The organism is Microlunatus spumicola, from assembly GCF_039536445.1.
In the GTDB taxonomy this organism is placed as follows: Bacteria; Actinomycetota; Actinomycetes; order Propionibacteriales; family Propionibacteriaceae; genus Microlunatus; species Microlunatus spumicola.
This window is the reverse complement of record NZ_BAAAYR010000002.1, coordinates 650,097-664,130: the sequence shown is the minus strand read 5'-3', so window position 1 is coordinate 664,130 and position 14,034 is coordinate 650,097. Positions and strand designations below refer to the sequence as shown.

General features: G+C 74.6%; 12 protein-coding genes. 7 read left to right on the top strand and 5 right to left on the bottom strand.

Annotated elements, in window-relative coordinates:
* Positions 1–38: 38 nt before the first annotated feature.
* A complete protein-coding gene (locus ABD665_RS12050) occupies positions 39–1,043 on the bottom strand; it encodes an ABC transporter substrate-binding protein (RefSeq protein WP_204910441.1) in 1,005 nt (334 codons plus the stop codon).
* Positions 1,044–1,090: 47 nt separating this feature from the next.
* Between ABD665_RS12050 and ABD665_RS12045 the strand changes: the two genes are divergently transcribed.
* The 3 genes from ABD665_RS12045 to ABD665_RS12035 are packed head-to-tail and all read left to right on the top strand — an operon-like array spanning position 1,091 to position 4,055.
* On the top strand, positions 1,091–2,143 hold the full coding sequence (locus ABD665_RS12045) for an iron chelate uptake ABC transporter family permease subunit (protein ID WP_204910442.1): 1,053 nt from the start codon (positions 1,091–1,093) through the stop codon (positions 2,141–2,143).
* Entirely contained in the window at positions 2,140–3,213 is a 1,074-nt protein-coding gene (locus ABD665_RS12040; RefSeq protein ID WP_204910443.1) for an iron chelate uptake ABC transporter family permease subunit, read from the top strand. Before ABD665_RS12045 ends, ABD665_RS12040 begins: the two co-directional genes overlap by 4 nt.
* Positions 3,210–4,055: an ATP-binding cassette domain-containing protein gene (locus tag ABD665_RS12035; protein WP_204910444.1), complete on the top strand. Its 846-nt coding sequence runs from the start codon at positions 3,210–3,212 to the stop codon at positions 4,053–4,055. The genes ABD665_RS12040 and ABD665_RS12035 overlap by 4 nt, the downstream gene beginning before the upstream one ends.
* A gap of 42 nt (positions 4,056–4,097) precedes the next feature.
* Here the strand turns inward: ABD665_RS12035 and ABD665_RS12030 are convergent, their stop codons facing one another.
* Together ABD665_RS12030 and ABD665_RS12025 are read right to left on the bottom strand one after the other, a co-directional pair.
* A complete protein-coding gene (locus ABD665_RS12030; RefSeq protein WP_204910445.1) occupies positions 4,098–5,168 on the bottom strand; it encodes a glycerophosphodiester phosphodiesterase family protein in 1,071 nt (356 codons plus the stop codon).
* Between the two features lie 135 nt (positions 5,169–5,303).
* Entirely contained in the window at positions 5,304–6,131 is an 828-nt protein-coding gene (locus ABD665_RS12025; RefSeq protein WP_204910446.1) for an NAD(P)H-binding protein, read from the bottom strand.
* Positions 6,132–6,257: 126 nt separating this feature from the next.
* On the opposite strand from ABD665_RS12025, the gene ABD665_RS12020 reads away from it, so the two are divergent.
* Entirely contained in the window at positions 6,258–8,603 is a 2,346-nt protein-coding gene (locus ABD665_RS12020) for a diguanylate cyclase (RefSeq protein ID WP_204910447.1), read from the top strand.
* Here ABD665_RS12020 and ABD665_RS12015 read toward each other — a convergent pair.
* Entirely contained in the window at positions 8,552–9,697 is a 1,146-nt protein-coding gene (locus tag ABD665_RS12015; RefSeq protein WP_204910448.1) for an EAL domain-containing protein, read from the bottom strand. The genes ABD665_RS12020 and ABD665_RS12015 overlap by 52 nt on opposite strands.
* A 29-nt stretch (positions 9,698–9,726) precedes the next feature.
* Positions 9,727–10,206, bottom strand: coding sequence for a DUF4383 domain-containing protein (locus tag ABD665_RS12010; protein WP_204910449.1), 480 nt, complete (start codon positions 10,204–10,206; stop codon positions 9,727–9,729).
* Positions 10,207–10,433: 227 nt separating this feature from the next.
* Here ABD665_RS12010 and ggt point away from each other — a divergent pair, with 227 nt between their 5' ends.
* From ggt to ABD665_RS11995, 3 genes are all read left to right on the top strand, one after another.
* Positions 10,434–12,332 (top strand): gamma-glutamyltransferase, encoded by a 1,899-nt coding sequence (gene ggt / locus ABD665_RS12005; protein WP_344742399.1) that lies wholly within the window; start codon positions 10,434–10,436, stop codon positions 12,330–12,332.
* Between the two features lie 96 nt (positions 12,333–12,428).
* Positions 12,429–13,160: a GAF domain-containing protein gene (locus ABD665_RS12000; protein WP_204910450.1), complete on the top strand. Its 732-nt coding sequence runs from the start codon at positions 12,429–12,431 to the stop codon at positions 13,158–13,160.
* Between the two features lie 115 nt (positions 13,161–13,275).
* Positions 13,276–14,019, top strand: a complete 744-nt coding sequence (locus ABD665_RS11995; RefSeq protein ID WP_204910451.1) for a hypothetical protein — start codon at positions 13,276–13,278, stop codon at positions 14,017–14,019.
* Positions 14,020–14,034: the final 15 nt, after the last annotated feature.

Here is a 14,034-nt window from a genome sequence, read left to right as displayed (position 1 = left end):
GACGAACGAGCGTCGGAAAACCGGCGGACCGGGGCCGATCAGGAGTCGACGGAGGCGAACGCCTGGGTGTAGCCCTCGAAGACGGCGACGTTGGAGGCGTAGGAGTAGGGCGCGGCGGGCTTCCACGGGAAGACCCGACCGGCCTTGACGGCGGGGAGGGACTTCCAGACCGCGGAGTCCTGGTAGCCGGTGAACGTGTTCCGCGCGTCCAGCAGGATGATGTCGCCGCTGTAGTCGGGCAGGTTCTCGTAGCTGATCGTGGCGAAGTAGTCCTCGGGCTTGCTGGACGCCTCCACGAAGTTCGCGCCGAGCTTCTTGAGGTGCGCGAGGTCCGGGCTCTGCGTCGGCAGACCCACGTAGGCGTTGTCCTGGTCGAAGCTCAGCGGGGCGACGGTCGCGCCGCCGGTGGCCTTGATGGCCTCCTGCAGCGTGGTGGAAGCCTGGTCGAAGCCGGTCTTCGCCGAGGCCGAGACGGCCGGGTCGGCGCCGAGCTTCACGGCCAGGTCGGTGAACGACCCGATCAGGCCGAGGAGGTCGAGCCCGAGGGTGTGCACGCCGAGGGTCGGGCAGAGCGCGGCGACCTGCGCCTCGACCTTCGCGTCGAGGTACCAGAGCGTCTTGTCGTCGAACGACAGGTCGATCAGCAGCTGCGGCGCCACCGTGGCGAGCTTCTCCACGCTGAACTCCCCGTACGACGCCCCGATCACCGTGAGCTGGCCCAGGTCGAGGTTGCCGGCCTGGTAGTCGAGCTTGCCGTCCGCGCCGGTCTTGAGCTCGCCGTACGCGCCCTTGACCTTGATGCCGGCGTCCCACAGGGCGGCGGCGGCGGAGCTCTGGGCGACGACGTTCGCCGGGACCGGGTTGACGTCGATCACCTTGCCCCGGGCGTCGGTGTAGGTGAAGCCGGCGGCGGCGGCCGAGGTGCTCGGGGCACCCGAACCTCCGCTGCCCGGGGCGCCGCAGGCAGCCAGGACGGGGGCGGCGGCCAGGCCGGCCAGCAGGGTGCGCCGGGACAGGCGGCTCGGGCGGGTGGGGTGGGTCACGGGTCGTCTCCTCGCGGTCGGAAGACGCTTAGGTTAGCCTTACCTCCATGGTCCTCACGACGACGCCCACGGCGGCTCGTCGCGCCTCGGACCCCGACACCGCGCGTCGCCGGACGGCGCCCGTCCTGCTGCTGACGGCCGGCATCGTGGTCCTGCTGAGCCTCGCGAGCCTCGCGGTCGGCGCCCGGAGCGTGCCGACGTCGACCGTCCTGGACGCCCTCACGCACTACGACCTCACGAGCACCGACCAGCTCGTCGTCGTCACCTCGCGGCTCCCCCGCACCGTCCTCGGCCTGCTCGTCGGCGCAGCGCTCGGGCTGGCGGGCTGCGCGATGCAGGGCGTCACCCGGAACCCCCTCGCCGACCCGGGCATCCTCGGCGTCAACGGCGGTGCCGCGCTCGCGATCGTGCTGGGCATCAGCGTCTTCGGCGTGACGGACGCCGCCGGCTACGTCTGGTTCGCCTTCGGCGGGGCGGCCGTCGCCTCCGTCCTCGTCTACACCGTCGCGGCGCTCGGCCGGGAGGGCGCGACCCCGGTGAAGCTGGCCCTCGCGGGCGCGGCGCTGACGGCCTTCTTCGGCGCGATCACCACCGCGCTGCTGCTGCGCGACCAGCAGGCCTTCGACCAGTTCCGCTTCTGGCAGGTCGGCAGCCTGAACGGCCGCGACCTCGGGGTGACCGCAGCGGTGCTGCCGTTCCTCGTCGTCGGCGGGCTGCTGGCCCTGGTCCTGGGCCGCGGGCTCAACACGCTCGCGCTCGGCGACGACGTCGCCCGCGGCCTCGGCGCCCGCGTCGGGCTCATCCGCGTGGGCACCGCCGTCGCGGTCGTCCTGCTCTGCGGTGCGGCCACCGCCGCGGCCGGCCCGGTCGGGTTCGTGGGGCTCACCATCCCGCACGTCGCCCGGGCGCTCGTCGGGACCGACTACCGCCGCATCCTGCCGACCTCGATGCTGCTCGGGCCGGTCCTGCTGCTCACCGCCGACGTCGTCGGCCGGGTGATCGCCCGCCCGGCCGAGGTCCAGGTCGCCATCGTCACCGCGCTGCTGGGAGCCCCCGTGTTCGTCGTCCTCGTCCGCCGCCACCGCCTGGCCGGCCTGTGACCGCGTACGCGCCGTCCGCCGCGCGGGCCTCCGGGATCTCGCGGGTCGGGGTCCGCTCGGTCCGTCGGGTCCGCCGCCACGCCCGGACGCGCTCGACCACCGTCTGCCTCGGCCTGGTCGTCGTGCTGGTGGTCGTGTCCGGCGCCGGGCTCGTGCTGGGCGACTTCCCGCTGCCGCTCGACCAGCTCGTCGCGACGCTGCTCGGCCACGGCACCACCGCGTCGAACTTCATCGTCCTGGGGCTCCGGCTCCCGCGGGTGCTCACCGGGCTGCTCGTCGGCGTCTGCTTCGGCCTGTCGGGCACCACGTTCCAGAACCTGCTGCGCAACCCGCTGGCCAGCCCGGACATCATCGGCATCAGCTACGGCGCGAGCGCCGGCGGCGTGCTCGCGATCCTGCTGCTCGGGTGGACCGGCATGGCGGTCTCCGGGGCCGCGCTCGGCGGCGCGCTCCTCTCGGCCGGGCTCATCTACGCCCTCGCCTGGCGCGGCGGCCTCTCGGGCTACCGCTTCGTGCTCGTCGGGGTCGGCGTCTCGGCGCTGATGCTCGCGGTCGTCGACTACCTGATGACGCGCGCCGACGTGTACGAGGCGACGGCCGCCCTGGTGTGGCTGACCGGCAGCCTGAACGGCGCGTCTGCCGCCCAGCTCCAGCCGCTCGCCCTGGCCTGCCTCGTGCTCGTACCCCTCGCGCTGCTGAGCGGACGCGCGCTGCTCGTCCTCCAGCTCGGGGACGACGTGGCCGCGTCCGTCGGCCTGCGGGTCGAGGCCGCCCGGTTGGTCGCCATCGTGCTCGGGGTGACGCTCGCCGCCGTGGCCACGGCGGCCGCCGGCCCGGTCGGCTTCGTCGCCTTCGTGGCCGGGCCGATCGCCAAGCGCCTGACCCGCGGCAGCGGACCGTCGCTGGTCCCGGCCGCCCTGGTCGGGGCGGTGGTCGTGGTCCTCTCCGACGTCGCGGGCCAGCACCTGCTGCCGGTCGAGCTGCCCGTCGGCGTCGTCACGGCCGCGGTCGGGGCGCCGTTCCTGCTGTGGCTGCTGGTCCGGTCGAACCGTGCGGGGGTGGGTGGATGAGCGGGACGAGGCCGCTGGTCGAGGGCGCGCCGGACGCCCGTCCGCACCGGCTGGAGACCCAGGGCCTGGTGCTGTCGTACGGCGACCGGCCCGTGGTCGACGACCTGAGCGTGACGATCCCCGACGGCCGGATCACCGTCATCGTCGGCGCGAACGGCTGCGGCAAGTCGACGCTGCTGCGCGGCATGGCCCGTCTCGTCCGCCCCGTGCGCGGTGCGGTGCTGCTGGACGGCAGGAGCGTCCACGACACCCCGAGCAAGGAGGTCGCGCGCGCGCTCGGCCTGCTGCCGCAGGCTCCCGTCGCGCCCGAGGGCATCACGGTGACCGACCTCGTCGGGCGTGGCCGCTACCCCCACCAGGGCTGGTTCCGGCACTGGGGGGCGGCCGACGACGAGGCCGTCGCGCACGCGCTCGCCGCGACCGGCACGACGGAGCTGGCCGACCGCCGGATCGAGGACATGAGCGGCGGCCAGCGCCAGCGGGTGTGGATCGCCATGGCCCTGGCGCAGGAGACGGACCTGCTGCTGCTGGACGAGCCGACGACCTACCTCGACCTGTCGCACCAGATCGACGTGCTCGACCTGCTGACCGACCTCAACCGCGAGCGCGGGACGACCATCGTCGTCGTCATGCACGACCTGAACCTGGCCTGCCGCTACGCCGACCACATGATCGCCATGGCGGAGGGTGCCGTGGCGGCGGAGGGACCGCCGGCGGAGGTCGTGACCCCGGAGCTCGTGCAGCGCGTCTTCGGCCTCGAGTCCCTCGTGGTCGCCGACCCCGTCTCGCGGACGCCGACCGTCGTGCCGATCGGCCGGCACCACTGCACCGAGCGCGTCTGACCCGTCCGACCTGAAGCGGCCGGTCGGCGCCGGCCGGTCGGGCTAGGCGGCGGTCGCCTCGAGCAGGACCGTCTCCGACCGGGCGTCAGAGACCGGCGCGAAGCGCGCGAGGTCGGGGTGGTCGGTGATGACCGAGTCGAGCCCGGCGGCCAGGAACGTGGCGATCTCGCCCGCGAGGTCACCGGCCGCGCCGGGCTCGGTGCCCCGACGGAACTCCTGGGGCAGGAAGCAGTTCTCCCGGCGGAACGTCCAGCCGAAGACCTCGAGGCCGACGTCGTGGGCTGCGGAGGTCACGTTCGTCGGCCGGAGCAGGCGGCCGTCGGCGTCGCGCGGGATCACCAGGTCCTTGTCCAGCCCGACGACGTCGGCGTAGCGGCTGATCTCGGCGAGCCCGGCCGGCGACCACAGGTCCGCGAACGAGCGGTGGTCCCCCGCGGCGACCAGGTCGTACGGGGCGCCGGCCCCCTCGAGGAGCTGGCCGCGCCGGACGCCCGAGACCTCGGCGAGGCGGCGCAGGATCGTGGTCTCGAAGCACTGGACGATGACGGGGTCGCCCTCGTCCTCCAGGTCCGCCTCCTCCAGCGCGTCGAGCAGCGGCGGCAGCAGGTCGAGGCCGAGGCCCGCGAAGTACGTGGCGTGCTTGAGCTCGGCGAGGACGCCGACGGGGCCGCCGTCCGCCCGGTGGGAGCGCTGCGCGAGGTCGAGCACCTCCTCGAACGTCACCACCGAGAAGACGCCGTCGAAGGCCGAGCTGTGGGGGCGCAGGTGGGGCAGGCGTTCGACGGCACCGAGCGTCGTCAGCTCCGCGAGGGTGAAGTCCTCCGTGAACCAGCCGGTGCGGGTCTCGCCGTCCACCACCTTGGTGGTGCGCCGGTCCCGGAACTCCCGGCGCCCGGCCACGTCGGTCGTGGCACCGATCTCGTTCTCGTGGCGGACGACCAGGCGTCCGTCGGCCGTGGCCACGAGGTCGGGCTCCACGAAGTCCGCGCCCTGCGCGATCGCGAGCTCGTAGGCCGCGAGCGTGTGCTCGGGCAGGTAGCCGCTGGCGCCGCGGTGGGCGACCACCAGACGGTCGTGATGGTTCGTCGCAGCCGCGTGGGCGGGACTCAGCATGTGTCCATGGCGCCACCCCGACACGTCAGCGCGGTGGCGCCACCCGCACGGGTCGCCGTCGCCGAGGTGAACTCTGCGTGTCGCGCGACCCGGCCGGGCGAAGCCTCAGACCTCCAGCAACGCCCTTCGACAGGCTCAGGACAACGCCTGCTCGAGCGTCCGGGGCGCGTGCCCGGTGATGCGCTCGACGTCCGGGCTCACCGCGGCCAGCTCGCCCGACCCGATGGCCAGGTAGGTGCTCACCCAGGCGTCGAGCTGCCACGGCTGCGTCGACCAGCGGCGCCGGGACGCGTACGCCTCCTCCACCGTCTCCTCGACGTAGGAGAAGGGGTGGCCCAGGGCCGCGGTCATGCGCGCGCACGCCTCGCGCACCGAGAACGCCTCCGGCCCGGTCAGCGTGCAGGTCTCGCCGGCGTACCGTGCCGGGTCGCGGAGCACCTCCACGGCCACGTCGGCGACGTCGGCCCGGGCCACGGCGGCCACCCGCCCCTCGCCGGCCGGGCCGCGCACGACGCCGTCCTCGCCGGCGAACAGCGGGAAGAAGTCGGAGTAGAAGCTGTCGCGCAGGAAGGTCCACGCCATGCCGCTGGCCCGGACGGCCTGCTCCGCGTCGTGGTGGTCGCGCCCGAGGGTGAAGATCGCGTCGGCCGCCGCGCCGGCGAAGCTCGTGTAGACGATCTGCCCGACGCCGGCCTGGGCCGCGGCGTCGATGAACGTCCGGTGCTCCTCGCGCCGGACCGGCGACTCCGCGGCCGACACCATGAACAGGACGTCGACGCCCTCCAGCGCCCGCCGGCTCGCGGCGAGGTCGCCGTACGTGGCCTCGACGACCTCCGGATCGCCCTCGACGTGCGGGGCCCGCGTCGCGTCGCGGACCACGAGCCGCCCGACCGCCGGCCCCAGGCGTCGGGCGACGAGCCCGCCGACCCGGCCCGTGGACCCCGTCACCGCCAGCACCGTCATGGCTCCTCCTCGTCCCGCCCGCGGGACCTCGCCCACGGGGACGACAACCTACGACGGTCCGCCCGGGCCGCCCCGAACCGCACTAGGGTTCGTGCTGCTCGGGGCCCGTACGACGAGGAGGGTCCCGTGCGTCCTGACGCCCTGGCCAGCACGCCCACGGCGACCGCCGTCGACCCGGCGGTCCTCGTCGGGAGACGCCCCGCCTGGGCGTGGTTCCTGGGCGTGGCCGTCGCGGCCACCGGCGTCTACCTGCTGCTGCCGGACGGGGCCGTCCAGGACGCCCTGTACGTGGCCTTCGGGCTGGCCGCCGTGGTCGCCGTCGAGGTCGGCGTCCGCCGGAATCGTCCCGCCCGCACCGCACCGTGGCGGCTGCTCGCGCTCGGCACGCTGCTCTGGGCCACGGGTGACGTCCTCGGCTCCTGGTACGCCGACGTCCTGGGCGTGCAGACCTTCCCGACGCCCGCCGACCCGGCCTACCTGCTCGGCTACGGCGTCGTCGCGGCCGGCCTGTCCCTCCTCATCCGGGGCCGGGACCTGCGCCGCGACCGGGCCTCGCTGCTCGACAGCGCCATCCTCACGGCCGCGCTCGGGGTGCTGGGCTGGGTCCTGCTCGCGCGGCCGACGATCGAGGGCTACAGCGACTCCCCGCTCGCGGCGGTGGTCGCCGCGACCTACCCCTTCGTCGACATCCTGCTCGTCGGCCTGCTCATCCGGCTGGTCACGACCCCCGGCGGCCGGAGCCGGTCCTTCCGCCTGCTCGTCACCTCGATGGCGCTGCTCGCCGTCGCCGACACGCTGCTCACGGCCCTCAAGCTCATGGCCTGGGGCAGCAGCGACGCCCTCGACCCGCTCTGGCTGCTCTCGTACGCCACCTGCGGCGCCGCCGCGCTGGACCCCTCGATGGTCGCGCTCACGGCACCGTCGCGGCCCACGGCCGTGCGCTTCACCCGGCTGCGGCTGGTGGCCCTCGCCGTGGCCGCGTTCGTCCCGCCGGCCGTGCTCGGCGCCCAGCGGGTGCTCGGCCTGCCGCTCGACGTGTGGGCCGTCGTCGCCGGTTCGGTGGCGGTGTTCGGGCTCGTGATCGCCCGGATGAAGCTCTCGCTCGACCAGATCCAGACCGCCAACGCCGAGCGCGAGGTCGCACGGGTCGCCCTCGCCCACCAGGCCGCGCACGACAGCCTGACCGGCCTCCCGAACCGCGCCCAGGTCACCTACCTGATGCGCGGCGCGCTCGGCCGGGCGCAGCGCAGCGGCGCCGTGGTCGGGCTGCTGTTCGTCGACCTGGACGGCTTCAAGCAGGTGAACGACACCCTCGGGCACGCCGCCGGCGACGAGGTGCTCGTCACCGCGAGCCACCGCATGCAGGAGTGCGTCCGCTCCGGTGACGTGGTCGCGCGCTTCGGCGGGGACGAGTTCGTCGTCCTCCTCGAGCCCGTCGACGAGGAGGGGTCGGCGGTCGCCGTGGCCGAGCGCCTCGTCGCCGCCCTCACCCTCCCGCTGGTCCTCGCCGGCGGGCGCGAGGTGGGGATCGGCGCCAGCGTCGGCGTCGCCGTCGCGCAGGACGGGGCCGTCGACCCCGAGCGGCTGCTGATGGAGGCCGACGTCGCCGTCTACCGCGCGAAGGTCGCCGGGCGCGGGCGCGTGGAGGTCTTCGACACCTCGCTGCGCCGCGAGCTGGACCAGCGCCACCGCCTCCAGGACGGGCTGGTCCGCGCCATCGCGGCCGGCGACCTCGAGCTGCGCCACGAGCCGGTCGTCGACCTGCGCACCCACCGCCTGGCCGGCTACGAGGCCACGGTCAGCTGGCCGCGCCCGGACGAGGACGAGCTCGGCCGGGCGGAGATCCTCCCGGTGGCCGAGCGCAGCGAGCTCGTCTGCGACCTCGACTCCTGGGCGCTGCGCGAGGCCGTCCGCCAGGCCGCGTGCATCCCGCTCGGCTCGGCCCCCGCCATGCTCGCGGTGCCGCTCTCGGGCCGCCACCTGCGCCGTCCCCGCGTCCTCGAGGACGTCGCCACCGCCCTGCGGACCGGCGAGCTCGAGCCCTCGCGCCTCGTCCTGGTCGTCGGTGCGGTGGACCTGGCCGACGACCCGGCCGTCATCGGTCACCTTGAGCAGCTGCGGGCCACCGGCGTCCGGGTCTGCGTCGAGGGGTTCGGCACGCACGAGGGGCCGACCGACCGCTGGTCACGCCTGCCGGTCGACCTCGTCCGGTTCGACCCCGAGGCCCTGTCGGGCGGGCCGCTGCGGACGTCGCTGCTGCGGCTGACCGTGGAGACGGCCCACACCTTCGGCTGGGAGGTCGTCGGCAGCGGGGTGCGGGACCCCGACCAGCTCGCGGTGCTGGCGCAGGTCGGCTGCGCGTACGCGCAGGGCCCGATGCCCCGCCGGACGATCCAGGCCTTCGCCGGATCGTCCGCAGGTCACAACCAGCGGGCGACGGCCGGCGGCGGGACGGGGCGCGACCAGAGGTAGCCCTGGCCGAAGTGGCAGCCGAGGTTGCGGGCCCGCTCGTACTGCGAGGGGGTCTCGACGCCCTCGATCGTCACGCTGAGCCCGAGCTCGGTGGCCGCGGAGACGAGGGCGGCGATGACCACCTCGCCCGTCTTGGTGCCGAGCTGGTCGGCGTACGAGCGGTCGATCTTGATGCCGTCCACCGTGAAGCGGGTGAGGTCGGACAGCGCCGACCAGCCCGAGCCGAAGTCGTCGAACCAGACGTGGAAGCCGAGGTCGCGCATCGCGTCGACGACGGCCCGGCTCGCCACCGCGTCCTCGGGCGCCACGGTCTCGGTCAGCTCGAGGACGACCGTGGTCGGGTCGACCCCGGCCGTCCGGGCCGCGTCCTGGAGCTGGTCCAGCCAGTCGTCGCGCCCGAGGTGCCGGGCCGAGATGTTCGTGCTGACCCACAGGCCGGTCTTGCCGGCCTGCTGCCAGCCGGCGAGGTCCACCAGCGCGCGCCGCAGGACGGCGAGGTCGACGTCGAGGATGAGGTCGGAGGCCTCGGCCACGGGGATGAAGACGCTGGGCGGCTCCACCACGCCGGGCGCGCGGCGCCAGCGGGCGAGGGCCTCGACCCCCACCACCTCGCCCTTCACCAGGTCGACGATCGGCTGGTACCAGGGCACGACCTCGCCCCGCTCCAGCCCGCGCGCGAGGTCGATGGCGACCGGGTCGACCACCGTGGACACGTCCTGCGCCCGGCACAGCTCGACCGACCACAGCTCCGCCAGCTCCAGCAGCACCGCGAGGTCGCGCCGCGAGATCGTGCGGGGCAGCTCGTCGCAGACGCTCAGCACCGAGACGACCGCGTTCTCGCAGGAGACCGGCAGGCCGGCGTACGCCCCCAGCGGGCGGAGCCCGTCGTCGGCCCGCTCCACCACCAGCGCCTTGCCCGAGGCCAGCACGCTGCGGTCCAGCTCCATCGCGGCGGCGGGGCGGCCGCTCTGCGCCGGTGCGACGCGCCCGTCCGGCATCAGGATCGTGGCGTGGTCGAACCCGAGCGCGAGCGCCGCGACGGAGCTCAGCCGTGCGGCCGTGGCGGCCGAGGCGGGCTGGGCGGCCCCGGCCACGGAGGCCGGGCTGCGGGGGGCTTCGGTGCTCAGAGGTCGGCCTTGCCCTCCTGGAGGACCTTGGTCCAGGTCGGACCACGGTCGAGCACGAGCGCCGCGGTGAGCATCGCGCCGGCGAGGGCGAAGTGCAGGGCGTTGTCGGCCGCGTTGAACGGGACGAAGTTCGCGGGCGAGCCGTACGTCGTCACGATGCCGTAGAAGAAGAGGACGGCGTAGGCGATGCCGCCGTAGAAGAGGTAGTTCTTCGCGCGCAGCGGCGTCGAGCTGAAGACCAGGCCGGCGACGCCGAACAGCAGGTGCACCACGTTGTGGAGGATCGAGACCTGGAAGATGCCGACCAGCCGGGCGGAGGACTCCCGGCCCGCGAAGCCCAGGTGCATGTAGTGCGACGTCAGGCCGGGGATGAAGCCCGCGATGCCGACGAGGAGGAACACGACGCCGAAGCCGGCGGCCCCCAGCTGGATCTGGGACCGCTTGGGTCGTGTCGGTTCCGGCACGAGCGCGGCCATGGGGGTTCTCCTTCGCGTCACCTGCGGGGCGCGGCTCCGGGGGTCGGGGCCACGCACGTTCCCGGGGCCCAGTCTGGCGCACGGACCGACGCCACGTCGGGGAACCGTCCGGCGCGTCGGCCGCGGCGTCGTGGACCGGGTCCGCCGTACCGGTGACGGGAGGGGCCCTCGACTTCTGTCGGTGGCATGCGCTTGGCTGTGACCAACCCCACCGAGAGGCCCGCCCCGTGACCCGTCACCGCCTTCGTCGTTCCCTCCTGGCCGGCGCCTGCGGCCTCGCCCTCGTGGCGAGCCTGCCGACGAGCGCGAGCCCGGCTCCCCGGGCGGCCGCACCGGGCGCGGGTGCGAGCCCTGCGGCCAGCGACGCGGCCTCGGCGACCAAGCGCTGGACCACCAAGAACGCCACCGCGCTCGGCACGGGCGGCGCCGTCTCGAGCGTCGACCCCGAGGCGACCCACGCCGGCATCGAGGTGCTGCGCAAGGGCGGGAACGCCGTCGACGCGGCGATCGCGACGGCCGCGGCGCTCGGCGTCACCGAGCCCTACTCGACGGGCATCGGCGGCGGCGGCTACCTCGTCTACTACGACGCGAAGAGCAGGAAGGTGTCGACGCTCGACGGCCGGGAGACAGCTCCCGCGTCCATCCCGCGCGACGTGTTCATCGACCCGGAGACCGGCGAGCCCTACCCCTTCACCCCGGACCTGGTGACGAGCCCGGCCAGCGTCGGCGTGCCGGGCACGCCCGCGACGTGGGAGCGGGCGCTCGACCGCTGGGGGACGCTGAGCCTGCGCCAGGCGCTGAAGCCGGCCGAGCGCATCGCGCGGCGCGGCTTCGTCGTGGACGACACGTTCCGGGAGCAGACGCTGCAGAACAAGGACCGCTTCGCCCAGGTCAGCACGACGGCCGACCTCTACCTGCCCGGCGGCGACGCGCCGGCCGTCGGCTCCGTGTTCCGGAACCCCGACCTAGCCGCCACGTACGACGCCCTCGGCCGCGAGGGCACCAAGATCATCTACAAGGGCCGGATCGGCAGCGACATCGTCCGGACCGTGCAGAGCCCGCCGAAGACCGCGGACGCGACCCTGCCCTTCCCGAAGGGCTACCTGGAGAAGTCCGACCTGGCGGCGTACTCCGTCGTCAAGCACAAGCCGACCAAGGTCCGCTACCGCGGCCTGGACGTCTACTCGATCGCCCCGTCCTCCAGCGGCGGCTCCACCGTCGGCGAGGCGCTCAACATCCTCAAGACGAAGAAGCTCTCGACGCTGCCGCGCACCGAGGCCCTGCACGACTACCTCGACGCCTCCTCGCTGGCCTTCGCCGACCGGAACGCCTACGTCGGCGACCCCGCCTTCGTGGACGTCCCGCTCAAGACGCTCCTGTCGAAGGGGTTCGCCCGCAGCCGCGCGTGCGCCATCACCGACCGCGCGCTCCCGACGCCGACCGACCCCGGGGCGCTCGACGGCTCCGGCTGCACCACCGCGCCGCCCGTGGGCCGCAACGACACGGGCACGTCGACGTCGCACCTCGTGACGTCCGACCGCTGGGGCAACGTCGTGTCCTACACGCTGACCATCGAGCAGACCGGCGGCTCCGGCATCGTGGTGCCGGGCCGCGGCTTCCTGCTCAACAACGAGCTGACCGACTTCACCCCGGTCTACGACGCGGCCGACCCCAACCGCATCGAGGGCGGCAAGCGCCCGCGCAGCTCGATGGCCCCGACGATCGTGCTGAAGGACGGCAAGCCCGTGTACGCCGTCGGGTCGCCGGGCGGCGCGACCATCATCACCACCGTGCTGCAGACCCTCGTGAACCGGATCGACCTCGGCATGACCCTGCCCGAGGCCGTGGCGGCACCGCGGGCGAGCGCACGGAACACGGCCCCGCCGGCGGGGAGCCCGGCGGGTGCCGGCGCGGTCACGGCGGCCGAGCCGGAGTTCATCGAGGCGTACGGCGACCAGCTCGAGGCCCTGGGCTACGTGCTCACCCCGAGCGGCGACTCGTTCACGCTCAACGCCCAGATCGGGGCGGTCGCGGCGCTGGAGTTCCGCAAGGGGGGCCGCGTCCTCGCGGTCGCCGAACCCGTCCGGCGCGGCGGCGGTGACGCGGAGGTGGTGCGCTCGCGTTGAGCGCGCCGGGACGACGGAAACCGTGGCGGGGTCGGAGGACGAAGGCATGACGATGCTCGTGGACGCATCCGGGTGGCCCGTGGACCCGCTCTCGACATGAGGCTGGGGGACCAGATGGACCTGCGCTCGCGGTTCGTCGGCGAGCTGCGGCGCATGGACGGGGGCCGGGTCCTCGACCTGCCGCCGAACCGGGTCGCCGAGGCGGTGCGGGCCGTGCTCGGGCTGGCCGGCGCCGGCATCGTGATGATGGACCGGCTGGTCCGGCTCCCCGTCGCGGCGGCGGGCGAGCACGTGTCCGAGGCGGAGCAGCTCCAGGTGACCCTCGGGGACGGTCCGTGCATCGCGGCGGCCGAGCTCGGTGAACCGCTGGTCTCGTCGGAGCTGGAGCTGGCCGGGCGCTGGCCGATGTACCACGCCGCGCTGGTGACGCGCACGCCCTACCGTGGCACGCTGACGCTCCCGCTGACCCGGGCCGACGGTCACGTCTTCGCCGCCCTGGACGCCTACAGCACCGACCCGGTCCCGGAGCTGCACCAGCCGCTGGACGTGGTCCAGGCCGCCGTCGGGCCGATCGTCGCGATGCTGCTCCTGGGGGCGCTGGCCGGAGACGAGCAGCAGCTCCTCTGGCCGCCGAACGAGCAGCTGCGGCAGCGGCAGCAGGTGTGGCTGGCGGTCGGCATGATCCAGGAGTCGTCCGCGGTGAGCGACCTCGACGCCCTGGCGATCCTCCGCGGCTACGCCTTCCGCACCGACCACCTGCTCGACGCCGTCGTGGACGACCTGGTCCACGGCCTGCTGACCACGTCGCAGGTCCTGGCCGCCGTCTGAGGTCGCCGACGGCCCGCCCGACCGGCCCGGCGGGCCGTGCTCTGGCACCATCACCCCTGCACGAAGCACCACCCCCGCACGACCCCGACCCCCGAACCCCGAAGGCAGGCACCCCGTGGCCGACGACCCCGCGATCTCGAACGAGCGCGTCGCCCAGGTGCTGGGCCTGTACGCGCGGACGGCCAACCGGGTCATCGGCGACCCGGTCCGCTGGCTCGGTCTCGACGACGACCCGCCGCCCAGCGCCGGCTTCCCCCGCAAGGCGCTGGACGCCGTCCGCGACCGCGCCTTCGGCGAGGTGACGCCGGCGTCGCCCGACTGGGGGCGCCGCCCGCTGGACGAGCGCGTCCACTGGTGGGTCCGGCGGATCGGCGTCAGCGCCGGCCTGGCCGCCGCGGTCCCCCGGGTCGCCGGTGCGCTGGCCAGCCGGGTCCCGCTGCAGGCCGCGCTCGGCGCGTCCGCCGCCGGCCTGGCCGTCTGCGCCACCGCCCGCGAGCACGGGGTCGACGACCCGGCGGACTGGGTGCCGCTGCTGGCCAAGGTCCTGCTGGACCGCGACGTCGCGCCCCGCACCGTCCCCGAGACGGAGGCCGACGCGGCCGCCGCGAGCCTGGACGAGAGCCCCGCGCCCGAGGAGGCCAAGGGCCTGGGTCCGGGCGCCCGTCGCGCGGCCGGGACGCTGTGGCACCTCGCCCGCCAGATCTGGGAGCTGCAGTCGGTGCTCGACGAGCGCCCCCGCGGGAACATCCTCTTCCGCACCGTCGCCCAGGTCCCGGTCATCGGGCTGGCCGGCGGCTTCCTGGACGAGCGCGGCGGCATCAAGCGGGCCGCGAAGGAGACGGCGAAGCTGCTCCGCTGAGCGGCCCGGGTCGCC

What these genes read in the sequence shown, in the direction of transcription:
- ABD665_RS12000 (WP_204910450.1), top strand. Translation starts at nt 12,429, where the DNA reads ATGAGGCTGGGGGACCAGATGGACCTGCGCTCGCGGTTCGTCGGCGAG.
- ABD665_RS12025 (WP_204910446.1), bottom strand. Translation starts at nt 6,131, where the DNA reads ATGACGGTGCTGGCGGTGACGGGGTCCACGGGCCGGGTCGGCGGGCTC.
- ABD665_RS12045 (WP_204910442.1), top strand. Translation starts at nt 1,091, where the DNA reads ATGGTCCTCACGACGACGCCCACGGCGGCTCGTCGCGCCTCGGACCCC.
- ABD665_RS12010 (WP_204910449.1), bottom strand. Translation starts at nt 10,206, where the DNA reads ATGGCCGCGCTCGTGCCGGAACCGACACGACCCAAGCGGTCCCAGATC.
- ABD665_RS12030 (WP_204910445.1), bottom strand. Translation starts at nt 5,168, where the DNA reads ATGCTGAGTCCCGCCCACGCGGCTGCGACGAACCATCACGACCGTCTG.
- ABD665_RS12035 (WP_204910444.1), top strand. Translation starts at nt 3,210, where the DNA reads ATGAGCGGGACGAGGCCGCTGGTCGAGGGCGCGCCGGACGCCCGTCCG.